Here is a 23,418-nt window from a genome sequence, read left to right on the forward strand (position 1 = left end):
AATGAGGCCAAACCTTGGCCACAATAATGTTATCAATAACTTTCCTACTTGCGGGGACGCGCGCGCCTCATAGGCTGGTAAGAGTTTGTGAACCATAGTCAGCCTATGATTCGCTCCGCGCTCGTTGAGGCCGGGTTGCATACTGTTGATGGGCTATTTTGAATGCGCATTCGTCATTTTGCTTATGTTTCCCTGATGACGCTGGCCTTGGCCGGCTGCAACGATGCATTGGAAACCGCCCAGGTGGACCTCTCGAGGGTCAAGAACAAGGTCGAGCAGCCGCTGCCGCCGCGTATCCTGTCCGAGATCTCCGCCAAGGGCATGCAGCGCAATTCGCCGATCATGATCCGCATCTTCAAGGAAGAAGGTGCGTTGGAGATCTGGAAGGCGAAGACCGATAATCGCTTCGACAAGATCGCTGACTATAAGATCTGTGCCTGGTCGGGCCGCCTCGGTCCAAAGGTGAAAGAGGGTGACCGGCAGGCGCCTGAAGGCTTCTACAACCTGAGCCGCGCCAACCTGAATCCGAATTCGAAGTATTATCTCGCCATCAACACCGGCTTTCCGAACCACTATGACGCGGTCAACGGCCGCAGCGGCACCAATCTGATGATCCATGGCGCCTGCTCGTCGTCAGGCTGCTATTCGATGACCGACCAGCAGGTGCTTGAGATCTATGCCTTCGCCCGTGATGCCTTCGCCGGCGGCCAGTCGACGGTGCAGCTTCAGGCCTTCCCCTTCCGCATGACAGCTGAGAACATGGTGCGCCATCGCCTGAACCCGAACATCGAGTTCTGGAACATGCTGAAAGTCGGCTACGACAACTTCGAGGTCACGAAGCGTCCTCCTGAGGTGAATTTCTGCGAGAAGAAGTACGTCTTCAACCAGCAGGCAACCGACAACGCCACCTTCAATCCGGCCGGAACGTGCCCGGCAATGTCGACGCCGCCGGCGCTGACGGCCGCCCTTGCCTCCTACGGCAAAACCTACGACGCCGACTTTGCCAAGGCCATGAAGAAGTATGACGGCATGGCCTGGTACGATCCAAGCGAGGCCGAACGCAAGGCTGTGGTCGCCAAGCTGCGAAAGGGTCGCGAGCTCGCCTATGCACCGACCGGCACCTCGCTCGAAGCGGGCAAGATGGTCAAGGTCGCAGAACTCGAAGAAATGGCGGCCAGCAAGACGGCGTCCACGGTGGCCGCCAATGCAGCGCCCGGTGCTGCGCCGGCGACGCCCGAAGCAAAGGCGATCGCAGTCGCCGCTGCCGTTCCGGCCCAGGTTCCCGTCCCCACGCCAAGCCCCCTGGCATTCGCGCCGGTGGAGCAGTCGGTGCCGGTGGAGGTCGCCTCAAAGAAACCGTTCTGGAAGTTCTGGGGCAAGGATTGATGGCGTGAGCGCCGTTCTCTATGACCTGCGCGGCCTCAAGTGCCCGCTTCCGGTGCTGAAGACACGCCGCAAGATGTCCTTCCTGCCGAAGGGTGCATTGATCCGGGTCGAAACGACCGATCCGCTCGCCGGAATAGACATCCCTCACTTCTGCAACGAAGACGGCCACGAGCTGGTCGAGACCGAAAAGACCGAGGCCGGCCACCGCTTCCTCATCCGCAAGGGATAGATCAGAACCGCATGCCCGGCACGGCAAGCGGATTGTCGTTCAGCGCCGTCCGATCCGGCGTATCGACACGCGGCTTGCCGAGAAACGCATCGAACAGATCCTTGACGAATGCTTCGGGCAAATCCCTGGTGATCAGCACCATGCGCGTGCGTCGGTCCTCAGGGTCAGGCCAGGCCGGCAGACGTGACGGCGGGTGGAAGATGCTCTGCACGCCGTGAAGCACCAGCGGTCGATCTGGCCGGTCGGATACCGCGACGATCGCCTTCATCCGCAACAGCTTTTCGCCGTGCGCCGAACGCAAGAGATCGATGAACATATCAAGCGCCATCGGGTCGATCGGCTTGTCCTCGACGATCGAGAAGGACCGGATCGAGGAATCGTGGCGGTTCACGTCATGCGGGTCCTGATGATCGTGTCCGTGATGATGATGGTGATGATGTCCGTCAGCGCCATGGTGATGGTGTTCATGGTGGCGCGCATCATGCGCATCCTCGTCGCGCAGCCAGCGACCGACGTCGGCGATCTTGGTTGCCGGATCATAGAGACCATTGACCAACACACTCACCTTTCCGGCTTCGGCGCTGTCGGCATCCATCAGCGCCGCACGCGGGTTGAGTGCATCAAGGCGCGCTTCCAGCGCCCGCAACACCTCCAGCGACACCATCGTCCGCTTGGAGATGAGCAGCCGATCGGCAACTGCCGCCTGCTTGACCGCTTCCTCGTGATTGTCGAGTGTCTGCGAACCGTTGACCGCATCGACCACCGTCACGATGCCGTCGAGATCGAAATTGGTGGCGATGACGGGGTTGCCCATGATCGCCTGCATGACCGGCGCCGGATCGGCAAGCCCCGTCGTCTCGATGACGACCCGGTTGACCGGCTTGACACGACCGGTCTGCACCGCATCCATCAGGTTTGCCAGCGTATCGACCAGCTCGCCGCGCACCGTGCAGCAAAGGCAGCCATCCGAAAGCTCGATGATCGCGTCACCTGAGCTTTCCACCAGCAGGTGATCGATGCCGACGTCACCGAACTCATTGATGATGACAGCAGCGTCCTTCATCGCCGGATCCTTGAGGATGCGGTTCAGCAGGGTCGATTTGCCGGCACCCAGAAAGCCGGTCAGGATGGTGACCGGTATCCGATCGGAAGCAGCGCTCATCTCAAACTGGCCTTAGAAAGAGGTCGGACGCGGCAGCGGCACCGGCACGTTGGCGATCGTCCCGGCGCTATCCGCAGTGGCCAATTTGTCCGGCTGCGGTTCGTTCTGACCCGGAATAAGTCCCGCGAAGACGAAATTCGGCTCGTGGTCCATTTCCTGGATATAAGGCGACAGGACCTTCATACGGCCGACCTCGTCGCGCGTTTCACTGCGGACCTTGGCGCCCTTGGCGCTGCAGATATCGGCGGTGATGTCGGTCACCTGATCCTGGCCCGGCCCATAGGGTCGCAGCGAACTGAGCGTGTCGGACGCGGCAAACTGCGAGGTGAAGCCCTTCTGCAGCAAGTCAGCGGAGGCATCCGCACGGGCCGCAAGGCTGTCGGTGCCGAGTACAACGGAGATCAGCGTGCGGCCGCTGCGGGTTGCCGAGGCGATCTGGTTGAAGCCCGAGGCGCAGATGAAGCCGGTCTTCATGCCGTCCGCGCCTGCGAAACGGCCGATCAGGGCGTTGATGCTCGGCACATTCTTGGTGCCCGTCGTGATGCCCTCAAGCGAGAAATATCCGGCATATTGCGGGAACTCGCGGCGCAGCGCGACGGAGAGAACCGCAAGATCGCGCGCCGTCGTGTACTGGCCTTTGCCGGGCAGGCCGTTGGGATTGACGAAATGCGAATCCGTCATGCCGAGCTTCGCTGCCTCAGCGTTCATCTTCAGCACGAAGGCTTCCTGCGTGCCGCCGACGGCCTCAGCAACGGCAACCGCGATGTCATTCGCCGACTTGACCATGAGGATCTTCAGTGCACTGTCGAGCGTCAGTTTCTGTCCCGGCTTGAAATACATCTTCGCCGGCGGCTGGGCGGCCGCCCGCTTGCTCATCACAACAGGCGTGTCGATGCTGATCTGACCGGCGCGAACCGCATCGAACACTGTATAGACGGTCATCAGCTTGGTCAGCGAGGCGGGATACCATTTACGGAACGCCTCGTCGTGCTCCAGCACGCGGCCGCTCTGGACATCGACTAGAATATGCGGGTTCGCATAGGCTTGGGCGGAGGCCGAAAGAGCGATAGCGGCTGCGGAAGCTGCGATTGAGAGCGGCCGCAAAGCGGCAAACAAACGGTTCTGGCGCGTCGACACGGTTCGTCCTTAAAGATGTCCGGAAGTCTCGAAAGTTTCCCCTATTTAACGTATATGGCCATGACATGGCAAAGGGCCTTGATTAAGTTATTTCTGCGGCATCGTGTCCCCGCGACCCGGTTCCGTCCCCGTTTCGATTTTCACGACAGGAAAGCCAGCATGCCGATTTTGAACAGAGCCGCCGAACTTCAGGACGAAGTGACAGAGTGGCGACGGCATATCCATGCGCGTCCCGAACTTCTCTTCGCGGTCGAAAACACCGCCGCCTTCGTGGCCGAGAAACTCAAGGAGTTCGGTGTCGACGAGATCGTCACCGGCATCGGCAGGACCGGCGTCGTCGGCCTGATCAAGGGCAAGGGCGAAGGCGCGCGCACCATCGGCCTGCGCGCCGACATGGATGCCCTGCCGCTCACCGAAATCAGCGGCAAACCCTGGGCTTCGACGACCCCGGGCAAGATGCATGCCTGCGGCCACGACGGCCACACCGCCATGCTGCTCGGCGCGGCGAAATATCTGGCCGAGACGCGCAACTTCAACGGCAATATTGCGGTCATCTTCCAGCCGGCCGAAGAAGGCGGCGGCGGCGGCAACCTGATGGTCAAGGACGGCATGATGGAGCGCTTCGGCATCGAAGAGGTCTACGGCATGCACAACTTGCCGGGCCTTCCGGTCGGGCACTTCGCCATCCGCAGCGGCGCGATCATGGCCGCCACCGACGAATTCACCATCACCATCAAGGGCCGCGGCGGCCATGCGGCACAGCCGCACCGGACGATCGATCCGATCGCGATCGGCGCGCAGATCGTCAGCAACCTGCAGCTGATTGCCTCCCGCAGCGTCGACCCGCTGCGCTCGGTCGTCGTCTCGGTCACCAAGTTCAATGCCGGTTTTGCGCACAACGTCATCCCGAACGATGCGACGATCGCCGGCACGGTGCGCACGCTCGACGAAGAGGTGCGCAACCTCGCCGAGACGCGCCTCAAGCAGGTGGTTAACGGCCTGGTTGCGGCCCATGGAGCCGAGGTTGACATCAACTTCCACCGCAACTATCCGGTGACCTTCAACCACGCGACGGAAACCGGCCACGCCCTGCGCATCGCTGGCGAGATCGCCGGCGCCGGCAACGTGAATGCTGAGATCGACCCGATGATGGGCGGCGAGGACTTCTCCTACATGCTGAACGCCCGTCCGGGCGCATTCATCTTCATCGGCAACGGCGACACGGCCGGCCTGCACAACGCCGCCTACGATTTCAACGACGAAACGATCGCCCACGGTATTTCCTACTGGGTGCGGCTTGCCGAACAGCGCCTCGGTGCCTGAAACTGACTTCATGCGGGCATTGCAAAAGAGCTTGGCTTCCGGCCAAGCCTTTTGTATGCATGACGCTCAAGTGGTCCCGTAGCTCAGCAGGATAGAGCATCAGATTCCTAATCTGAGGGTCACGCGTTCGAATCGCGTCGGGATCACCAGTATTTCAAAGTTTAACCTTCGATTTCCTCAGAGTGTCCCGTTCGTGCATCTGTTCACGTTGATTCTCAATGATTCAACGTGTTGTCGGCCGCCTGAATAGACATCATCGAAATCGATGACATCCGTATCTAGAGTGGATAGAATCTGACGCTTGGTACCCGCGCAGAAACCTCCGTCCCGGTCGTGGAAGGGCGTTCCGACCTGCCCGCAAGCAGAAATTCCAATGTCGCACGAGGGTGGTTAGCGGTCCTTTGGTTATTCGTCACTCCGACAAAGAGGCGCGCAGTTTATGCCCAACCTCACTTTGCGTAGTGTCGCCTCAAGCTATTCTGAATACCCTGCGGTGGAGATTTTGCAGCATGGCGAAGCTCGTGTTTGGAATGAACCAGTCCCTGGACGGCTACGTCGACCACCTGGCAATGCCGACAGGCCCCGCGCTCTTTCGTCACTGGATAGAGCAAGTGCGCGACCTGACGGGCAGTGTGTACGGTCGCCGCATGTACGAGATCATGCGTTATTGGGACGAAGACCGTCCTGAGTGGAATGGGGAGCAACGCGAGTTCGCGCAGGCGTGGCGGCGCCAACCGAAGTGGGTCGTGTCGCGCTCGTTGAAGTCAGTCGGCCCCAACGCCACACTTGTTGAGGATGGCATCGAGGCGGTGATACGTGGCCTGAGGGCTCGGCTCGTTGGGGAGATTGCAGTTTCCGGACCAGACCTAGCACGAAGCCTAACCGACCTTGGTCTTATTGATGAGTATCGACTCTACTTCCACCCCGTCGTGCTTGGTCGCGGCAAGCCATTCTTCGCCGGCCCGCGGCCACCACTGCGCCTTGTTTCCACAGATCACGTTGGCGAGGACGTGATTAGGTTGACGTACGTTCCTGCTTAATCGCGTGTCTCGCCAGACGGACTGCGCCGGCGCGTCAGGTCTGCGCTGGGGTCGCGTTTTCCCCTTGGTCGCCGGCCGAAGATCGGACATCCGGTGCGGCGATCGGACCGCCGCACTGACAAGGGATTGACTCAAAGTCCGTTACAGATGGCACCAGTATCGAGCACGCCCAATCTGAAGAAGGATGGGCGGTTCATGCGCGGCGATCAAGAAGGCGAAATTTCCGGCAATTAGAGTCGGGACAGAAACCTCTCCAACTCCTCGGCATCAACAGGCACGCGATGACGTTCCTCGGGATAGGCGCCGCTTGCGATGTCGGCGGCGTATTCGCGGAATGCCGCGATCCGTTCCACCTGGATCCGATCATATTCCGCCGCGAGGTTGCGATAGACCTTGGCGTGGCGCGGATAGTGCCCGCGATTCAGGCCCAGCACGTCCTCGGAGAAGAGATATTGGGCATCGCAGCCGCTGCCGGCTCCCATGGAGATCAGCAGCATCGAGGTCCGTTCCGAAATCGCCGCAGCGACCTCGGCCGGCACCACCTCGATTTCCGCGCTGAAAGCACCCGCGGCCTCCAGATCCTTCACCTGCTTGTAGACGAAGGCTGCCGATGCCGCCGTCTTCCCGACGGCCCGAAAACCGCCCGTCCATGTGGAATGCGACGGAATGAGCCCCGTATGGCCGCAGACGGGAATATGTTCGTCACGCAGCCGCCTGATCGTCTGCAGGCTGGCGGCGCAGTAGATGGCATCGGCTGACGCCGCCCGCATCGTCACGGCGCAGCGCAGGATCTCATCGGTGGTGGCACCGCTCTGGCCGTACTCGCCGCCGGGGATTGCGAAGCGACCGGGAGCGGCATCGCGAAACTGTGGATCGACGAGGAGCTCGGGAGGAACCGAAATCAGATCGATGCCGGCGGCCTCGGCCGCTTCGGCCTCCTCGAGCGCTACCACGCGTAGCATGCTGAGCTGCCGCTTGCCCTTCATTGCCAGGAGGTCATGCACAGTCGGTCGCGCTTGTTTGCTCATTGCCGATACCTTGAGAATACGGTCGCCACTCAGGCGGCCAGGAGGGATTTCAGTTTGACGTTGCTTGCGACGAGGGCCGCCGGATCCGGATGGGCGCGCGCCGCGATCAGCATTTCGGCAAGCCGTATGTCGCGGGCGACCGCATTGCCGCGACCGATGCCGCTTGCCGCAAGCAACCGGCCGGCTTGATCGAGATGGAACAGGATGAAGGCGCCATCGCCGAGATCGCGTCGCAGATGCTGAACGGCGCCCTCCGCCAAGCCGGCGATCTGCAGCGTCACATCGTATTGATCGGACCAGAACCACGGTACGGACGAAACGGCTTTGCTAGGCCCTATCATATTGGCGGCGGCCAGTGCCCCCTGCTCCTGGGCATTGCGCCAGGATTCGAGCCGCACGCGGCGGCCGCCATAGATCGCCAGCGGGAACGAGCAGCAGTCGCCGGCTGCGTAAATGTCAGGTGCCGAGGTGCGCAGGAATTCGTCGACGGCAACGCCGTTGTCGATCCTGAGGCCGGCGCGAGCGGCAAGATCCGTATTGGGAACGGCGCCAATGCCGACGAGCACCAGATCCGCCTCGACAGTATCGCCATCGACCAGGCGGATGATCGCCCTTTCGCCCTTTCCCGTGACACTGTTGATTGCAACGCCGCAGCGAATGTCGACGCCTTCGAGCGAATGGCGTTCGGTGATGACGCGGGCAACCTCATCCGGCACGCCGCGCTTCAGCACGCGCTCCAGTCCTTCGAGAACCGTCACATCAGCTCCGAGCGCCCGCGCCGTCGCGGCAAGTTCCAGGCCGATAAAGCCGCCGCCGATGATCGCGATGCGCTTGCCGGGCACCATGGCCTTCCGAAGGGCAACCGCGTCCGCATGGGTGCGCAGCGAACGGATATGCTCGCTCTCCGCGCCGATCCCCGGAAAAGGCCGTGCGCGAGCGCCGGTCGCAAGCAGGAGCTTGTCATAGGCAATGGTGCGGCCATCGGAAAGCGCGACTGACTTTGCCTCGGGATCGAGACCCTGAATTGTGACACCCGTCAGCAGGCTGATGCCGCTTTCGACATATTTGGCCGGCTCGGCGATGAATTTCGGCACCGCCGAACGCTCGTCGCTCGCCTTTGAAAGCGGCGGCCGCTCGTAGGGCGCAAGCGACTCGCTACCGATCAGCGTGATCTCGCCGTCATAGCCCTTTTCGCGCAGGGCAAACGCCGCGCGTGCGCCGCACTCCCCTGCCCCGATGATCACGAAATGGGTCATCACAGCCTCCTCAGATCGAGATGAAGACGGCACCGCCTTCGACTTTGACGGGATAGGTGCTCAGGTTGACGCAAACCGGCGCCCCCTTGGCTTCACCCGTCTTGTAGTTGAAGCGGCCATTGTGCTTCGGACATTCGATGATCTCGTCCATGACGAGGCCGTCGGCGAGATGGACGTGCTCGTGCGTGCAGAGCCCGTCGGTTGCGAAGAACTCGTCGTCGGGGCTGCGGTAGACCGCAAACGTCCTGCCGGCGTGATCGAAACGCATGACATCCTCCTCGTCGATGTCGTCGACCGCACAGACCTCGATCCAATTTCCGCTCATCTTGTCCTCCCAAACTCTTTGTTTCGCGCGGGCTATTGGGCCGCCGGCGCAAGCTCGCTATGGAATTCCTCGCGATAGGGCCGCGCCGTCGCCGGCAGCTCGCGTTTGAGGAAATAGTCCTCGTTGCGCAGTTGGCGCAGAAATGCCGGGATCATCTCGCGATAGCCGGACCAAATCGACGGATTGGCCACCGGCAGATCGTGCTTGATCATCGCATGCAGGCGCGGCAGCGCGTGGTAGGGCACCATCGGGAACATGTGATGCTCGACGTGGTAGTTCATGTTCCAGTAAATGAAGCGGCTGACCGGGTTCATATGGACCGTGCGGCTGTTCAAACGGTGGTCGATGACATTGTCCGCGAGACCGCCATGCTGGAGCAGGCCGGTCAGCACATGATGCCACGCGCCATAGAGCCGGGGCAGGCCGATCAGCATCAGCGGCAGGATGGAGCCCATCGCAATCGCAGCCGCGATCGTTACGACATAGATGGCAAGCCAGATGCGCGCGATAAAGATGGCGCGCGGCTGTTCCATCTCAGGAATGAAGGTCTTCTCTTCCGCGCTGATGATGCCGAAGGCATTGCGCAGCATGTCGACCACTGCATGCCAGACATCGAGAAGGCCGAAGAAGTTCAGGACCAGCCGCAGCAGATCCGGCGGGCGCATCACTGCAATTTCGGGATCACGGCCGACGATCACCGTGTCGGTGTGATGGCGCGTATGGCTCCAGCGCCAGGTCACCGGATTGCGCATGATCATGAAGCAGGCGATTTGATAGACCGCATCATTCATCCAGCGTGTCTTGAAGGCCGTACCGTGGCCGCATTCGTGCCAGCGGCTATCGGATGCCGAGCCGTAAAGCACCCCATAGGCAAGGAAAAACGGCAGAGAGAGCCAGGAGCCCCAGAAATAGATAGCAAACCCGGCAAAGACGATCATCGCCCCGAGCCAGATGATCGTGTCGCGAATGGCCGGGGCGTCGGAACGCTGCATCAGCGCCTTTATATCCTTGCGCGCAACCTCGCTGTGATACCACTCCGCGGCCGCCAGTCCGATGTCGACGGCCGTTCGGCCGTTTTCGCCAAGCAGGCTGTAGTCTCGCTTCTTCGTCTGGTCTGCCATTTTAATCTCCCACAGGCCGTCCCTCCCGGCCCGTCCAACAGAGATTAGGTTGACTTTCGTCATGCGACAATGCAGCCTTGATGTATTCTATCAAAACACATCATTGCGATGCCATCACGATGATGGATTCTTGCAAGGGCACGATGGTAAGGCGACCAACGATACAGGATCTGGCGGATGCTTCCGGCGTTAGCGTCGCGACGGTCGATCGTGTGCTGAACGGTCGCCATCGCGTTCGGGAGGAGACGGCGCGACGCGTCTATAACGCGGCAGCCTCGATCGGCTATCATGCCGTCGGTCTGCTCCGGCAGCGGGTGTTTCAGGACCTCCCGCATTATCGGCTGGGGTTTTTGCTGCAGCGTCCTGCCCAGTCGTTTTATCAAACGCTCGCTCGCGAAATTGAGCAGGCGGCGCACGCCAATACGTCATTCCGCATTACGGCGCAGATCGAGTACGCGGCCGCGTCGACACCGGCCGCCATCATCGAAAAACTGAAGCTTCTCGCGAGCCGCAATCAGGCGATTGCTTTGGTCGGACCGGACTATCCGGCCGTCACCGCCGAGGTCGAAGACCTGAAAGCCAAGGGCGTCCCGGTCTTTTCAATCCTGTCTGACCTCGCAAGTGGCGTGCGGCGGGGCTACATCGGATTGAACAATCGGAAGGTCGGCCGCACGGCCGCCTGGATGATCGCAAAGGCCGCCAGAACCCCCGGAAAGGTCGCCTGCTTCGTCGGCAGCCATCGTTACCTCGGGCATGAGTTGCGCGAGATCGGCTTCCGCTCCTATTTCCGCGAGAATGCCCCTGATTTTGAGGTTCTCGAAACGCTGATCAACCTGGAGACGCCTGAGATAACTCACGAAGCCACTATCAATCTCCTCAAGCAGCATTCGGACCTCATCGGATTTTATGTCTGCGGCGGCGGCATGGAAGGCGCGATCTCGGCTGTGCGCGAAGAGGGCCTTGCCGGCAAGCTTGTCGTCGTCGTTAACGAACTGACACCCGACTCGCGTGCAGCGCTTGCTGACGACGCGGTGACCGTGGCGATCTCAACGCCGATCAAGAACCTCTGCAGCGAATTGATCACCCTGATGACCTCTTCCCTTGGGTCGGAGAATGATGCGGTTCCGGGGCAATCGTTCTTGCCTTTCGATATCTACACCTCAGAGAACATCTAGCCGCTCGTCGCGGCATTCCAGTATCAAGACCAACGAACGGCATCGGTCGGCGGCGAAACCGTTCAGGTGCGTGTCAGTTTCATGACACATTTAACCGCTACTGCGGTGGACTGAAATGTTCGCCCGTGTGAACAAACAGGCACCGAGGGCCGCCCTCTTGACACCACCGTCGCTTTATCGGCCAAGAATCGGCAGCATTTCGCTCTCCGCCATCACCGGGCTCTATCTCGTCCTGTTCACGAACCGGACGTTCTGGGGGAAGGTTCACACCTATCTCGCCACCACGCCGACAGCGATCACCGCACTTTACATTGCGATCTCGGTTCTGTTCGTGGCCATCGTCACGGCCTTTTCGGCGAAATACGTCATCAAGCCGGTTTTGATTTTCCTGGTACTTGCGGCGGCACTGGCGGCGTGGTTCACCGACACCTTCGGCGTGATCGTCGACAGCGACATGATCCGAAATGCGATGGAAACGACGCCTGCCGAGGCCAATCACCTGATTACGCCCGGCTTTCTCCTGCATGTCGTATTGTTCGCCGTTATTCCGATCACGTTGATCCTTTGGGTCAAGGTGGTTCACCGCCCCGTGCTGCAGAAGCTCTTGTGGAACAGCGTGACGATCGTCGGCTGCCTGTTGGTATTCGGCGCCGTCGCGGGCGTCTACGCCAAGGAGTATACTGCAGCGATCCGTCAGCACCGAGACATCGTGAAGAGCCTGAACCCCGTTACCCCGATCGTCGGCGCCACACGGTATTTCATGCAGACCGGCAAAGAAACCAGGCTCGTCGTCAAGCCGCTCGGCACCGACGCCAGGGTCGTCCCTGTCGTGGACGTGCACAAACCACGGGTGACGATTATCGTTGCCGGCGAGACTGCGCGGGCGATGAACTTTTCGCTCGGCGGCTATCATCGCGACACCAACCCCGAGCTTCGGAAGCAGGGCGTCATCTATTTCCCGCAAACGACGAGCTGCGGCACGGCAACTGCAACGTCGATACCCTGCATGTTCTCGCAGTTCACGCGCGCACGCTTCACCCATAGCAAAGGCATCGAGAACGAAGGCCTGATGGATGTTCTCGCCCACGCGGGCATCGACGTGACATGGTTTGACAACAACACCGGCAGCAAGGGCGCCGCTGCCCGCATCAATTATGTAGACCTCGCGAATTCGACCGATCCACGGTTCTGCAAAGACGGCGAGTGCCAGGACGGCATCTTCCTGGACAAGCTCGACACGTGGCTGAACGGCGTCACCAAGGATAGCGTGCTCGTCCTGCATCAGATCGGCAGCCACGGCCCGGCCTATTACCTGCGCTATCCCCACGAGTTCCGGAAGTTCACCCCTGAGTGCGAGACGGCGGAGCTCGGCGACTGCAAGGACGATGAAATCGTCAACGCATACGACAACTCGATCCTCTACACCGACCATTTCCTTTCCACGGTCATCGACAGGCTCAAGGCTCGCAGCGACAAGATTGCGACCGGCTTGATCTACATGTCGGATCACGGTGAGTCGTTGGGCGAGAAGGGTCTCTATCTCCATGGGGCGCCCTATATCCTCGCCCCGGAGGAGCAGACGCACGTTCCTTTCTTCGTTTGGCTCGACCCGGATTTCACTGCGTCGATGGCACTCGACAAGGCATGCTTGGCCCAGTCGACAGCACAGCCGACATCCCATGACAACCTGTTCCACAGCGTGCTCGGAATGATGAATATCTCGACGTCCGTCTATGACGCGAAGCTTGATGTCTTCGCCGGTTGTAAGACGGGTCGGACCTCCTAGCGCTAAGAGCGCGCTGCCCAGGAAAGGCCGCGACGAAGAATGAGGCGCATGTAGGGGTGATCGAACTCGCTCGCTACATGGCCGAGCGCAGAGTAAAACACACGTCCCGAGCCGAACTGACGCTTGAAGGCGACCGGCATCGTGACGTTGCGCGCAGCCGCATCATACTCTCCGGAAAAGCTCGTCGTCGCCAGGATTTCGACCGACGGATCGTAGTGGAGGTAGTATTGCTCTGACCGATAGTCGAAATCGGGAATGCCCTCCATCACAGGATCATGCTGGCGAGTGACGTTGACGCGAAAATCGATGATGTTGCCGGGATGGGCGACCCAGGTCACGCCGGAAACATAGCGGAACGGAGCACTCTCTTTGAACGAGGTCGCAAGAGCGCCGTGATGCCCGCCGAGGCCGAGACCGCCGCGCACGGCCTCCACCAACGCATTGGCATGGCCTTTCTCGATCTTCTCGCCGGTGATAACAGGCACCAGCAGATCGGCGTTCGCGATCGCCGCTGATCCGAAGATGCCAAGGTCGCCGGTCACTTCGACGGCAAAGCCATCCTCCTGCAACAGTTCCCCGACGCGGTGCGCGCAGGCTTCAGGCTCGTGGCCGCTCCAACCGCCCCAGACGATGATCGCTTTGCGCATGCGCACCTCCCCTTACCGAACGTACTAGGCCGCCGAAAACGGCCAACTCTTACTTACGACAAGACTGCCGGCCTAAGCCAGTGCGAGCCTTTTGCCGATCACATTTTCTGCCGGCGGTCAGAAGGCGGAACTTTTCCAACCGACACGGCGTTTGACGCAAAAAGAGGAGTGCTTGCCATGCGCATAAAACTGACGTTGCTTGCATTCGCATATCTCATTGTCAGCGGCCTGCTGCTCGCAACCGCCTATAAGTCGACGGGACCGATCACCACGCCAAAGACAGACAGGGTCGCAGGTTCGACCTTCCTGATGGAACGCTTCGCCGGTTGATCGGATAACTACGCTACCTGAATATCATTGCGCACAGGATTCGTCCCGGCGATAGCCTGCGCAACCTCTGTTGCGCGGTCGATTTCAGGCGCGGTTGCCACAACGCCTGTCAGCACAACGGCATGGTCCTCAACCGTCACCTTCACATCCGCCGCATCGATGCCGCCTGCCACAGCCAGGGCATTCGCCACGGCCTTTTCGAGCGAAGCATCCTTGTCGCCTGTTTCCGGATCAAAGGGCTCGCCAAAGAAGGTTGGTTGCTTGAAAACCATTGCACTTCCTCCTGTTTCGACTTCAACAAAACGCGGCGATCGGCAGTTGGTTTCGCGCAGGGCCATCGAACCTGATCTGCGAAAGCAGCGAACGCCTGGCCGGCTGCCGGATTTCTGCTGCGCGGCACACTTGCCGCTCATTTCAATCCCCTGTACAGCCAGAGCCAATGCAAGAGTTTTGGCGAAATCACCGATGATGGCACGCGAACGTGCGCCCAGGCGCCTCAGTATTTTTGGCTCAACCGGCTCGATCGGACAAAATACGCTCGACGTTATCGAGCAACTGGGCGGACGGGACGGCTATGAGATCTCGGTCGTGACCGGCAACGAGAACGTCCAGCTTCTGGCGCAGCAGGCCAAGCAGGCGGGCGCCAAGCTTGCGGTCACGGCTAGCGACGACAAATATCACTCGCTGAAGGACGAGCTCTCAGGCAGCGGCATCGCGGTGGCCGCCGGCGTGTCCGGCCTGGCCGAAGCCGCCGACCTCGATGCGGATTGGGTGATGGCCGCCATCGTCGGTACGGCCGGACTGGCCCCGACACTGGCTGCCGCCCGCAAGGGCGCCACGATCGCGCTCGCCAACAAGGAATGTCTGGTTTCGGCTGGCGATCTTTTCGTCGATGCCGTGGCGAAGGGCGGCGGACGGCTGATCCCCGTCGACAGCGAACACAGCGCAATCTTTCAGTCTCTTGACGAGGACCAGCGGCATGCGGTCGAACGGATCATCCTGACGGCGTCCGGCGGTCCGTTCCGCACCTGGTCGCGCGCCGACATGGCGAATGTGACGGCAGCGACAGCGCGCGCGCACCCCAACTGGTCAATGGGACTGAAGATCTCGGTCGGAAGTGCCTCGATGTTCAACAAGGCGCTGGAGATGATCGAGGCAAAGCATCTCTTCGGCGTTCGCCCGGACCAGATCGAAGTGATCGTTCACCCGCAGTCGATCGTCCACTCCATGGTCGGCTACACGGATGGATCGATCATAGCCCAGCTCGGCAGCCCCGACATGAGGACGGCGATCGGCTATGCACTCGACTATCCGCGCCGGCCGACGCTGAACGTCGAGCGGCTGGACTTTGCCAAGCTCTCGCGCCTGGATTTCGAGGCCCCTGATGAAGAGCGCTTCCCGGCGCTAAGATTGGCGCGCACCGCGCTGGAGCGCGGCGGCCTGCAGGGTGCCATCATGAACGCGGCTGAGGAAGTTGCGTTTCACGCCTTCGTCGATGAACGGATCGGCTTCCTGATGATGGCCGATATTGCCGAGGCGGTCATGGACAAGATGATCAAAACGGGTGAAGCGCGGACGATGGACGACGTGTTTGCTGCCGATGCCGAAGCCCGAAGGCTCGCTGCAGAACTGATCGCTCTTAGCGAAAAGGCCGCCTGACGGCGGCCAATCTTTTTGCAAACCAAGCGCCCTTAAGCAACGTGCCGGGCGAGCGCGCAGCGCGACCACAGCGAATGCAGCGCATCCACGAGATGCTCGATGTCGGCATCGCTGTGCAGCGGTGTCGGAGTGATGCGCAGGCGCTCGGTCTTCTTCGGCACCGTCGGGTAGTTGATCGGCTGCACATAGACGCCGCAATTGTCGAGCAGCAGGTCGGAGATCCACTTGCACTTTGCCGCATCGCCGACCATGACCGGGACGATATGGCTCGGGTTCGGCATGTGCGGGATGCCGCGCTGATCGAGCAGTGCCCGCAGCTTGCGGACACGATCCTGGTGACGCGCACGCTCGAAGGGACTGACCTTCAGATGCTGGATCGAGGCGACCGCACCGGCGGCAAGTGCCGGCGGCAAGGCCGTGGTGAAGATGAAGCCCGATGCGAAGGAACGAATGAAATCGCAAAGCGCCGTCGAGGCAGCGATATAGCCGCCCATGACGCCGAAGGCCTTGCCGAGCGTGCCTTCGATCACCGTCAGGCGATCCATCAGGCCTTCGCGCTCGGCAATGCCGCCGCCGCGCGGTCCATACATGCCAACGGCATGGACTTCGTCGAGATAGGTCATGGCGCCGTACTTGTCGGCGAGGTCGCAGATTTCCTTGATCGGCGCAATATCGCCATCCATCGAATAGACGGATTCAAACGCGATCAGCTTCGGCGCCTTCGGGTCGGCGGCCGCCAGCTTGGCTTCGAGATCGTGGATGTCGTTGTGCTTCCAGATCACCTTCTCGCACTTGGCATAGCGGATGCCTTCGATCATCGACGCGTGGTTCAGCGCGTCGGAGAAGATGATCAGGCCAGGGATCTTGGCGCCGAGCGTGCCGAGCGCCGCCCAGTTGGAAACATAGCCAGACGTAAAGATCAGCGCGGCTTCCTTGCCGTGAAGATCGGCAAGCTCGCGCTCGAGCAGAACGTGGTAGTGGGTGGTGCCAGAGATATTCCGGGTGCCTCCCGCACCCGCGCCACAGTGATCGATGGCATTCTTCATCGCCTCGATCACCTTCGGGTTCTGGCCCATGCCGAGATAGTCGTTGGAGCACCAGACCGTCACTTCTTTCGGGCCGTCTGCCGTATGGCGCGTGGCGCGCGGAAAGCTGCCGCGGTGACGCTCAAGATCGGCAAAAACGCGATAGCGGCCTTCGCTGTGAAGCCCGTCCAACTCGTTTTTAAAGAACGCTTCGAAATCCATCGTCTGCTCCAGTTTCGTGCGAGCGTTTGTTGCCAACAGACGCGCGCACGTCAACCCTTTGCCCTCGCTTTACCATTAACTGCGGCAAAAGGCCCATAGTCTTGAATTATTTTAAATAGAAATTGTCTGTTTTGGCCAGACGCAGCGAAAATCGCGAGGCACAGCTGCCTCGCGATCGGGTGGGTTTCGTCAGCCTGCCGCGGCAACGGCACGCTTGGCCATCACTTTGATCAGGTTGGCGCGGTATTCCGCACTGGCATGCAAGTCCGACATCAACCGAGCAGGATTGACATCGATGCCAGCGACGGAGCCGGAGGACCAGTTCGTGTCGAGCGCGGTTTCCATGGCCGTCTCGCGAAAGACGCCGTTGGATCCAGCCCCGGTGACGGCAACCCGCACGCCGCCGGCACCTTTGGCAACGAAGACCCCCGTCATCGCATAACGCGATGCCGGATTTGGAAACTTCGAGTAGCCGGCCTTGTCGGGCGCATCGAAACTGATCGCGGTCAGCAGTTCGCCATCCTCCAATGCCGTCTCGAACAGACCGGTGAAGAAGTCGTCCGCGGCGATCTCGCGCTTGTTGGTGAGGATGCGGGCATTCAGCGCCAGCATCGCCGACGGGTAGTCCGCCGCAGGGTCATTGTTGGCAATCGAACCGCCGATCGTGCCCATGTGGCGCACATGCGGATCGCCGATCGTGCCGGCGAGGTCGCAGATCGCGGGACAGACCGCGCGCAGAGCCGCCGACGCAGCGACTTCGGCATGTGGCGTGGCCGCCCCGATGGTCACCGTGCGACCATCGATCCTGATGCCCTGCATCGCGCGAATATGCCTGAGATCGACAAGATCGCTTGGCGCGGCGAGGCGTTGCTTCATCGTTGGGATCAAGGTCATGCCACCGGAAACATACTTGCCTTCCGATGTTCCCGAAATCATCCTGACGGCTTCATCGACCGAGGATGCGCGGTGATACTTGGTCTGATACATCGTCGTTCCTCCTCAATGAGCCGCGCGCGCTGCCATCCACACCTTCTGCGGGGTGGCGGGCATCGTCAGCATGTTGTTGCCGATGGCATCGGTGATGGCGTTGATGAGTGCCGGCGGAGACCCGATCGCGCCGGCCTCGCCGCATCCCTTGATGCCGAGCGGATTGCTCGGGGATGGCGTCACCTGATGCGAGACCTTGAACGAGGGCAGATCGTCGGCGCGCGGCATGGCATAGTCCATGAAGCTCGCCGTCAGAAGCTGGCCGTTTTCGTCATAATGGACGGCCTCGAGCAGAGCTTGACCGATACCTTGTGCGATACCGCCATGCACCTGGCCCTCGACGATCATCGGGTTGATGATATTGCCGAAATCATCTGCCGCGACGAACTGGATGATCTCGGTCTTGCCCGTTTCGGGATCGACCTCGACTTCGCAGATGTAGCAGCCCGCCGGGAACGTGAAATTCGACGGGTCGTAGAAGGCGGTCTCCTTCAACCCGGGTTCCATGCCGCCCGGTAGATTGTGGGCGGTGTAGGCGGCGAGCGTCACCTGGAACCAGGGAAGGCTCTTATCGGTACCGGCAACCTTCAGCTCGCCGTTCTCGATGACGATATCGCCCTCGTCGGCTTCCATCAGATGAGCGGCAATCTTTTTGGCCTTGGCTTCGACCTTGTCGAGCGCCTTGACCACGGCAGACATACCGACGGCACCTGAGCGCGAGCCATAGGTGCCCATGCCCATCTGCACCTTGTCGGTATCTCCATGCACGATCGACACGCTCTCCAGCGGAACGCCGAGACGGTCCGAAACGAGCTGGGCGAAGGTCGTCTCGTGGCCCTGCCCGTGGCTGTGCGACCCGGTGAGCACTTCTATCGTGCCGACCGCATTGACCCGCACCTCCGCAGATTCCCACAGGCCGACGCCTGCGCCAAGCGAGCCGACCGCCTGCGAGGGGGCGATGCCGCATGCTTCGATGTAGCAGCTCATGCCGAGACCGCGCTTCATGCCGCGGTTCGCCGCTTCTGCCTTGCGCGCCTGGAAACCGTTCCAGTCGGCCGCCTGCATGGCGGCATTGAGCGATGCTTCGTAGTCACCCGCGTCGTAATTCATGATCACGGGTGTCTGATGCGGGAAGGAGCGTATGAAGTTCTTCCGCCGCAGCTCGGCCGGCGAAATGCCGAGCTCGCGCGCTGCCGTTTCCATCGTCCGCTCGAGCAGGTAGGTGGCCTCCGGGCGACCGGCGCCGCGATAGGCATCGACCGGCGCGGTGTTGGTGTAGACCGTGCGCACATTGGCGTGGATCGCCGGGATATCGTACTGGCCCGACAGCAACGTCGCGTAGAGATAGGTCGGAACCGCCGACGAAAAGAGCGACATGTAGGCGCCGAGATTGCAGATGGTGTCGACCTTCAGCCCGATGATGCGGTCGTCGCTGTCAAAGGCCATCTTCACCTTCGAGACGTGGTCGCGGCCATGTGCGTCCGTCAGGAAGGCTTCGGTGCGATCGGAATTCCATTTCACCGGCACACCCGTCTTCTTGGAAGCCCAGAGACAGACGATCTCTTCGGGATAGATGTAGATCTTCGATCCAAAGCCGCCGCCGACGTCCGGTGCGATCACCCGCAGCTTGTTCTCAGGCGCGACGTTGTAGAAGGCGCTCATCACGAGACGGGCAACATGCGGGTTCTGGCTCGTCGTATAGCAGGTGTAATGATCCTCAGCGGCGTCGTAGATACCGAGCGCAGCGCGCGGTTCCATCGCATTGGGCGACAGGCGGTTGTTGTTAATCTCGATCTCGGTGACGTGTGCCGCTTCGGAAACCGCCTTGTCGGTTGCGGCGGCGTCGCCAAGTTCCCAGTCGAAAATCAGATTATTCTGAGCTTCCGGATGGATCTGGGGTGCGCCTGATTTCAGCGCGTCGACCGCTTCGACGACAGCCGGCAATTCCTCGTAGTCAATCACGACGGCTTCTGCCGCGTCCCGCGCCTCGGCAAGCGAGTCCGCGACCACCACTGCGACGGCATCGCCGACGTAGCGGACGGTCTCTGTCGCCAGCGGGCGCCAGGCGCCCATCTTCATCGGCGAACCATCCTTCGAATGGATCATCCAGCCGCAGATGAGGTTGCCGATTCCGTCGGCGAGCAACTGCTTGCCGTCGAGCACGTCGATGACGCCGGGCATCGCCTTTGCCGAGGCTGCGTCAATCCCCCCGATTTTGGCGTGCGCATATGGACTGCGGATGAAATAGGCGAATTTCATGCCCGGCACGACCATGTCGTCCGTGTAACGGCCCTTGCCGGTCAGGAACCGCTTGTCTTCCTTTCGCGCGACGCGTGCACCAATTCCTTCAACACCCATAATGTCCTCCCAATGGGGTTTCGGGCCCGGCATTCCGCCAAAGAGGTTCGTGTTCGGCAGTCAGCCAGACAATTCCTGAGAGCTATTCGGCCGCCTGCTTGGCAGCGCCATGCATCTGCTCGTTGGCAGCCAAGACGGCTTTGACGATGTTGTGGTAGCCGGTGCATCGACAGATATTGCCGTCGAGCTCATGGCGAACCGTCTTCTCATCGAGGTGACCGCTGTGGCGCGAAATCATGTCGACGGCCGTCATCACCATGCCCGGCGTGCAGAAGCCGCATTGCAGGCCGTGATGCTCCTTGAAGGCGGCCTGAACCGGATGCAGTTCGCCGTTGGTGGCGAGCCCCTCGATGGTGGTGATCGTCGAACCCGAGGCCTGGACGGCAAGGATCGAGCAGCTCTTCACCGACTTGCCATCCATGTGAATGACACAGGCACCGCATTGGTTGGTATCACAGCCGACGTGCGTTCCCGTCAGACCGAGTTTTTCGCGAATAAAATGGACAAGAAGCGTACGCTCTTCACAGTCGCCGCTGACTGCCCGGCCGTTCACCGTCAGTTTCACATTCGCCATGATTTCCTCCTCGCGCCTCCTCCAGGCACGAGCGGTATCATTTGACGTTTTCGCTTTGGGATCAACCACTACTTTAGGGAGGCTCATTAAATTCGGCGTGTCCGGTTGCGCCGAATTTGGGCGAAAGTTGCAACAGCAATTGTGTGAAAAGCGAGCATTGAAAAGCAGGGCTGCTCTTTTTGCGCCACAGTTTGACGACTAGCATGACAAAAAAAGAATCAGGGACGGCCACCGCTCTTTGAGGGCGACCAACCTAGGAGAAGAATTTGATAAAGAAGATTGTCGCATTCACCTTGATCGGCCTGTCGATCGCAAGCTGCACGCCGACCCAGCAGGGCGCTGGCATCGGCGCAGCATCTGGGGCCGTGATCGGCGGAGTGGTCACCGGCAATGTGCGTGGAGCTGCCGTCGGTGCAGCGATTGGCGGTGTTTCTGGCGCCCTCATCGGCCGCGTCGCTGAGCAGCCAGGACAGTGCTACTATCGCGACCAGTACGGTCGACGTTACATCGACGATTGCCGCGGCGACTATTGAGGCCCGAGCAAAATCATCTCGAAATCCTGGGTTCACAGCCCGGGATTTCTCATTTTTCCACCATTTCAGCGGCTAAGCGATTTAAAACGGTACACGCCGAAGAAATTTGCCGCTAAGGTTGCCGCCGGCCGGGGGGCGCGAAGCTTAATTCCAATGTAACCAAAAGCGGCGGATGCAAATTAGAGGGAAGGCACCGAAACCGGGTATAGCGTATCGGCGCGCAGGCACCATGTTGGTGATCGCGGCTGCATTTGCGTTTTCGCCGGCACTCATCTCGGAGGCTTTCGCCTTCAAGCTTTTCGGCATCACTTTGTGGGGCAAGGATGACGAATCGGCCAGCGATCAGGTGCCAGACCCGGTTCGCTACGACGTGACGCTGACGACCGACGCGGACGATCCCGATCTCAAGGAAGCACTCGAAAACAGTTCCCGCCTGGTGGGTGACAAGGACCGACCTGTTTCCGGTGATCTTGGCGTCGTTGTCAAGGCAAGGGACGATCGCGACCGACTGATCGCCGCCCTCTTCGAGAAGGCCCGCTACGGCGGCGTGGTGACGATCAGGGTCGATGGCCGAGACATCGACACCCTTCCACCCAATCCGACCTTCAATCGCTCGCGCCCGATCCCGGTGACGATCAGTGTGGCAGCGGGCCCCGTCTTCAAGGTCCATGAAGTGCAATTCGGCGGCGACGCCGCACGAGGCGATCCGGCAGACTACGATCTTGCTCCAGGTGAGACGGCCGGTTCGCTGACGATCATCAAGGCTGGCGACAAGATCGTCGAGCAACTGAAAAGCGAAGGCCGCCCGCTGGCGAAGTTGACGACCCGCAAAGTCATAGCCGACCACAGGACGAACACGGTCGACATCGTGCTCGCCGCCGAGGGTGGTCCGGTCGCGCCGATCGGCGACGTCGACGTCGCTGGTGAAAAAACCGTTCGACCGGGCTTCATCGAGCGCTATTCCCGGTTGAACAGGGGCGAGCAGTATTCGCCGGAGGCATTGAGGAAAGCCGGTGAACGACTGCGCGCATTAGGCGTCTTCTCGAGCGTCGCCATTCATGAGGCAGACGCACTGGCGCCGGACGGAACATTGCCGATGACGATCGAGGTATCGGAGGGCAAGCAGCGCTACCTCGGCGTTGGCGCCCAGTATTCGACAACCGACGGCTTCGGCGTCAACGGCTACTGGGGTCATCGCAATCTCTTCGGAGAGGCCGAAGCGCTACGCGTCGAAGGGTCCGTGGGCCGATTGGGCGAAACGACCAATATCGGCGATCTCGACTATTCGGCCGGCGTCGCCTTTACCAAACCTGGCGCGTTCTTGCCGGCGGCGACGTTACGGGCCAGTATCCTCGCCAAGACCGAGAACCCCGACGCCTACACTGCAAAGCTCGTCACCGCCTCCCTCGGCCTTTCCTACGAGCTGTCAGATCTGGATACGATCACCGGCGCCGGCGAAGTCAGCTGGGAACGGGACGACGATGCCTTCGGCAAGAACAGCTACCTGACCTTTGCGCTGCCCTTTCAGTATGACCGCGACGCACGCGACAACAAGTTCGATCCGACCGAAGGCTATCGGGCGACGCTCAAGGCAACGCCAAGCTACGAGGCCTATAACGGGACCTTCTTCTCCGGTTTCGAGGGCTCAATCACCGGATATCAGGGCCTGGGAACGGAGGACCGGATCGTTCTTGCCGGCAAGCTTTCCGCAGGTTTTCTCCTTGGAGCAGACGATCTCCAGAACATTCCCGCCACACGCCGTTTCTTTGCCGGCGGTGGTGGCTCGGTTCGCGGCTACGGCTATCAGGAGATCTCGCCTCGCAACGCGAACAATGAAGAGACCGGTGGCGCCTCTTACGTCACGGCCTCGTTCGAGACCCGGGTAAAGGTCACCGATACGATCGGCATCGTGCCCTTCATCGATGTCGGGACGGTGTCAGCCGACATAGCGCCGGACTTTTCCGACATCCGGGCAGGTGTGGGTATCGGCATCCGCTATGCGACACCGTTTGGTCCGCTGCGGCTTGATTTTGCCGTACCGCTGAACAAGTACGAGGATGGCACGGATTACGGCATCTATGCCGGCATCGGACAGTCATTCTAACATACTCGCAG

Annotated in this window: 22 protein-coding genes and 1 tRNA gene; 11 read left to right on the forward strand and 12 right to left on the reverse strand. The window is 60.7% G+C overall.

The window, feature by feature from the left end; translation table 11 throughout:
- Positions 1-162 precede the first annotated feature (162 nt).
- Together ACSQ9D_RS17105 and ACSQ9D_RS17110 are read left to right on the forward strand one after the other, a co-directional pair.
- Positions 163-1,386, forward strand: coding sequence for a L,D-transpeptidase family protein (locus tag ACSQ9D_RS17105; RefSeq protein ID WP_436283179.1), 1,224 nt, complete (start codon positions 163-165; stop codon positions 1,384-1,386).
- A 4-nt stretch (positions 1,387-1,390) separates the two neighbouring features.
- Positions 1,391-1,615 carry a sulfurtransferase TusA family protein gene (locus tag ACSQ9D_RS17110; protein ID WP_436283180.1) on the forward strand — a complete coding sequence of 75 codons (225 nt, stop codon included), beginning with the start codon at positions 1,391-1,393 and terminating at the stop codon, positions 1,613-1,615.
- A gap of 1 nt (position 1,616) precedes the next feature.
- Here ACSQ9D_RS17110 and ACSQ9D_RS17115 read toward each other — a convergent pair whose 3' ends face one another.
- Both ACSQ9D_RS17115 and ACSQ9D_RS17120 read right to left on the reverse strand, forming a co-directional pair.
- Entirely contained in the window at positions 1,617-2,777 is a 1,161-nt protein-coding gene (locus ACSQ9D_RS17115) for a CobW family GTP-binding protein (protein WP_436283181.1), read from the reverse strand.
- Between the two features lie 12 nt (positions 2,778-2,789).
- A complete protein-coding gene (locus ACSQ9D_RS17120; protein WP_436283182.1) occupies positions 2,790-3,914 on the reverse strand; it encodes a D-alanyl-D-alanine carboxypeptidase family protein in 1,125 nt (374 codons plus the stop codon).
- A gap of 159 nt (positions 3,915-4,073) precedes the next feature.
- Here ACSQ9D_RS17120 and ACSQ9D_RS17125 point away from each other — a divergent pair, with 159 nt between their 5' ends.
- From ACSQ9D_RS17125 to ACSQ9D_RS17135, 3 genes are all read left to right on the forward strand, one after another.
- Positions 4,074-5,237, forward strand: a complete 1,164-nt coding sequence (locus tag ACSQ9D_RS17125; RefSeq protein WP_436283183.1) for a M20 aminoacylase family protein — start codon at positions 4,074-4,076, stop codon at positions 5,235-5,237.
- A gap of 72 nt (positions 5,238-5,309) precedes the next feature.
- Positions 5,310-5,386 (forward strand) — tRNA-Arg (locus ACSQ9D_RS17130).
- Between the two features lie 360 nt (positions 5,387-5,746).
- Positions 5,747-6,277 carry a dihydrofolate reductase family protein gene (locus ACSQ9D_RS17135; protein ID WP_436283184.1) on the forward strand — a complete coding sequence of 177 codons (531 nt, stop codon included), beginning with the start codon at positions 5,747-5,749 and terminating at the stop codon, positions 6,275-6,277.
- Between the two features lie 230 nt (positions 6,278-6,507).
- Here the strand turns inward: ACSQ9D_RS17135 and ACSQ9D_RS17140 are convergent, their stop codons facing one another.
- From ACSQ9D_RS17140 to ACSQ9D_RS17155, 4 genes are read right to left on the reverse strand one after another with little or no spacing between them, the layout of a single operon-like run.
- A complete protein-coding gene (locus ACSQ9D_RS17140; RefSeq protein WP_436283185.1) occupies positions 6,508-7,305 on the reverse strand; it encodes a 3-methyl-2-oxobutanoate hydroxymethyltransferase in 798 nt (265 codons plus the stop codon).
- A gap of 29 nt (positions 7,306-7,334) precedes the next feature.
- A complete protein-coding gene (locus ACSQ9D_RS17145; protein WP_436283186.1) occupies positions 7,335-8,561 on the reverse strand; it encodes an NAD(P)/FAD-dependent oxidoreductase in 1,227 nt (408 codons plus the stop codon).
- Positions 8,562-8,571: 10 nt separating this feature from the next.
- Entirely contained in the window at positions 8,572-8,886 is a 315-nt protein-coding gene (locus ACSQ9D_RS17150; protein WP_436283187.1) for a MocE family 2Fe-2S type ferredoxin, read from the reverse strand.
- Between the two features lie 32 nt (positions 8,887-8,918).
- Positions 8,919-10,007 carry a fatty acid desaturase family protein gene (locus tag ACSQ9D_RS17155; protein ID WP_436283188.1) on the reverse strand — a complete coding sequence of 363 codons (1,089 nt, stop codon included), beginning with the start codon at positions 10,005-10,007 and terminating at the stop codon, positions 8,919-8,921.
- Between the two features lie 143 nt (positions 10,008-10,150).
- Between ACSQ9D_RS17155 and ACSQ9D_RS17160 the strand changes: the two genes are divergently transcribed.
- Together ACSQ9D_RS17160 and ACSQ9D_RS17165 are read left to right on the forward strand one after the other, a co-directional pair.
- Entirely contained in the window at positions 10,151-11,182 is a 1,032-nt protein-coding gene (locus ACSQ9D_RS17160; RefSeq protein WP_436283862.1) for a LacI family DNA-binding transcriptional regulator, read from the forward strand.
- Positions 11,183-11,297: 115 nt separating this feature from the next.
- Positions 11,298-12,968, forward strand: a complete 1,671-nt coding sequence (locus ACSQ9D_RS17165) for a phosphoethanolamine transferase (RefSeq protein WP_436283189.1) — start codon at positions 11,298-11,300, stop codon at positions 12,966-12,968.
- Between the two features lie 2 nt (positions 12,969-12,970).
- Here the strand turns inward: ACSQ9D_RS17165 and ACSQ9D_RS17170 are convergent, their stop codons facing one another.
- Entirely contained in the window at positions 12,971-13,615 is a 645-nt protein-coding gene (locus tag ACSQ9D_RS17170) for a ThuA domain-containing protein (RefSeq protein ID WP_436283190.1), read from the reverse strand.
- A gap of 177 nt (positions 13,616-13,792) precedes the next feature.
- On the opposite strand from ACSQ9D_RS17170, the gene ACSQ9D_RS17175 reads away from it, so the two are divergent.
- Entirely contained in the window at positions 13,793-13,945 is a 153-nt protein-coding gene (locus ACSQ9D_RS17175) for a hypothetical protein (RefSeq protein ID WP_167371528.1), read from the forward strand.
- 8 nt (positions 13,946-13,953) lie between these two features.
- Here ACSQ9D_RS17175 and ACSQ9D_RS17180 read toward each other — a convergent pair whose 3' ends face one another.
- The gene (locus ACSQ9D_RS17180) at positions 13,954-14,217 is read right to left on the reverse strand and encodes a BON domain-containing protein (RefSeq protein WP_436283863.1); all 264 of its coding nucleotides are present in this window, start codon (positions 14,215-14,217) and stop codon (positions 13,954-13,956) included.
- 193 nt (positions 14,218-14,410) lie between these two features.
- On the opposite strand from ACSQ9D_RS17180, the gene dxr reads away from it, so the two are divergent.
- On the forward strand, positions 14,411-15,604 hold the full coding sequence (dxr, locus tag ACSQ9D_RS17185) for a 1-deoxy-D-xylulose-5-phosphate reductoisomerase (protein WP_436283191.1): 1,194 nt from the start codon (positions 14,411-14,413) through the stop codon (positions 15,602-15,604).
- Positions 15,605-15,636: 32 nt separating this feature from the next.
- Here the strand turns inward: dxr and hemA are convergent, their stop codons facing one another.
- The 4 genes from hemA to ACSQ9D_RS17205 all read right to left on the reverse strand — a co-directional run bounded on the left by hemA (position 15,637) and on the right by ACSQ9D_RS17205 (position 20,770).
- Positions 15,637-16,851 carry a 5-aminolevulinate synthase gene (gene hemA / locus ACSQ9D_RS17190; RefSeq protein WP_436283192.1) on the reverse strand — a complete coding sequence of 405 codons (1,215 nt, stop codon included), beginning with the start codon at positions 16,849-16,851 and terminating at the stop codon, positions 15,637-15,639.
- A gap of 189 nt (positions 16,852-17,040) precedes the next feature.
- On the reverse strand, positions 17,041-17,838 hold the full coding sequence (locus ACSQ9D_RS17195; protein WP_436283193.1) for an FAD binding domain-containing protein: 798 nt from the start codon (positions 17,836-17,838) through the stop codon (positions 17,041-17,043).
- A gap of 12 nt (positions 17,839-17,850) precedes the next feature.
- On the reverse strand, positions 17,851-20,196 hold the full coding sequence (locus tag ACSQ9D_RS17200) for a xanthine dehydrogenase family protein molybdopterin-binding subunit (protein WP_436283194.1): 2,346 nt from the start codon (positions 20,194-20,196) through the stop codon (positions 17,851-17,853).
- 82 nt (positions 20,197-20,278) lie between these two features.
- Positions 20,279-20,770, reverse strand: a complete 492-nt coding sequence (locus ACSQ9D_RS17205) for a (2Fe-2S)-binding protein (protein WP_436283195.1) — start codon at positions 20,768-20,770, stop codon at positions 20,279-20,281.
- A gap of 269 nt (positions 20,771-21,039) precedes the next feature.
- Here ACSQ9D_RS17205 and ACSQ9D_RS17210 point away from each other — a divergent pair, with 269 nt between their 5' ends.
- Together ACSQ9D_RS17210 and ACSQ9D_RS17215 are read left to right on the forward strand one after the other, a co-directional pair.
- Positions 21,040-21,303, forward strand: coding sequence for a YMGG-like glycine zipper-containing protein (locus tag ACSQ9D_RS17210; RefSeq protein WP_436283864.1), 264 nt, complete (start codon positions 21,040-21,042; stop codon positions 21,301-21,303).
- Positions 21,304-21,475: 172 nt separating this feature from the next.
- Positions 21,476-23,407 (forward strand): autotransporter assembly complex protein TamA, encoded by a 1,932-nt coding sequence (locus ACSQ9D_RS17215; protein ID WP_436283196.1) that lies wholly within the window; start codon positions 21,476-21,478, stop codon positions 23,405-23,407.
- Positions 23,408-23,418: the final 11 nt, after the last annotated feature.

Origin of the sequence: Rhizobium sp. LjRoot258 (assembly GCF_964254185.1) — a bacterium.
GTDB lineage: Bacteria > Pseudomonadota > Alphaproteobacteria > Rhizobiales > Rhizobiaceae > Rhizobium.

Bases quoted from the DNA above. Each gene is read 5' to 3' on its own strand.
- ACSQ9D_RS17105 (WP_436283179.1), top strand. From the start codon at position 163: ATGCGCATTCGTCATTTTGCTTATGTTTCCCTGATGACGCTGGCCTTG.
- ACSQ9D_RS17115 (WP_436283181.1), bottom strand. From the start codon at position 2,777: ATGAGCGCTGCTTCCGATCGGATACCGGTCACCATCCTGACCGGCTTT.
- ACSQ9D_RS17125 (WP_436283183.1), top strand. From the start codon at position 4,074: ATGCCGATTTTGAACAGAGCCGCCGAACTTCAGGACGAAGTGACAGAG.
- ACSQ9D_RS17135 (WP_436283184.1), top strand. From the start codon at position 5,747: ATGGCGAAGCTCGTGTTTGGAATGAACCAGTCCCTGGACGGCTACGTC.
- ACSQ9D_RS17140 (WP_436283185.1), bottom strand. From the start codon at position 7,305: ATGAGCAAACAAGCGCGACCGACTGTGCATGACCTCCTGGCAATGAAG.
- ACSQ9D_RS17145 (WP_436283186.1), bottom strand. From the start codon at position 8,561: ATGACCCATTTCGTGATCATCGGGGCAGGGGAGTGCGGCGCACGCGCG.
- ACSQ9D_RS17150 (WP_436283187.1), bottom strand. From the start codon at position 8,886: ATGAGCGGAAATTGGATCGAGGTCTGTGCGGTCGACGACATCGACGAG.
- ACSQ9D_RS17155 (WP_436283188.1), bottom strand. From the start codon at position 10,007: ATGGCAGACCAGACGAAGAAGCGAGACTACAGCCTGCTTGGCGAAAAC.
- ACSQ9D_RS17160 (WP_436283862.1), top strand. From the start codon at position 10,151: ATGGTAAGGCGACCAACGATACAGGATCTGGCGGATGCTTCCGGCGTT.
- ACSQ9D_RS17165 (WP_436283189.1), top strand. From the start codon at position 11,298: ATGTTCGCCCGTGTGAACAAACAGGCACCGAGGGCCGCCCTCTTGACA.
- ACSQ9D_RS17170 (WP_436283190.1), bottom strand. From the start codon at position 13,615: ATGCGCAAAGCGATCATCGTCTGGGGCGGTTGGAGCGGCCACGAGCCT.
- ACSQ9D_RS17175 (WP_167371528.1), top strand. From the start codon at position 13,793: ATGCGCATAAAACTGACGTTGCTTGCATTCGCATATCTCATTGTCAGC.
- ACSQ9D_RS17180 (WP_436283863.1), bottom strand. From the start codon at position 14,217: ATGGTTTTCAAGCAACCAACCTTCTTTGGCGAGCCCTTTGATCCGGAA.
- dxr (WP_436283191.1), top strand. From the start codon at position 14,411: ATGATGGCACGCGAACGTGCGCCCAGGCGCCTCAGTATTTTTGGCTCA.
- hemA (WP_436283192.1), bottom strand. From the start codon at position 16,851: ATGGATTTCGAAGCGTTCTTTAAAAACGAGTTGGACGGGCTTCACAGC.
- ACSQ9D_RS17195 (WP_436283193.1), bottom strand. From the start codon at position 17,838: ATGTATCAGACCAAGTATCACCGCGCATCCTCGGTCGATGAAGCCGTC.
- ACSQ9D_RS17200 (WP_436283194.1), bottom strand. From the start codon at position 20,196: ATGGGTGTTGAAGGAATTGGTGCACGCGTCGCGCGAAAGGAAGACAAG.
- ACSQ9D_RS17205 (WP_436283195.1), bottom strand. From the start codon at position 20,770: ATGGCGAATGTGAAACTGACGGTGAACGGCCGGGCAGTCAGCGGCGAC.
- ACSQ9D_RS17215 (WP_436283196.1), top strand. From the start codon at position 21,476: ATGCAAATTAGAGGGAAGGCACCGAAACCGGGTATAGCGTATCGGCGC.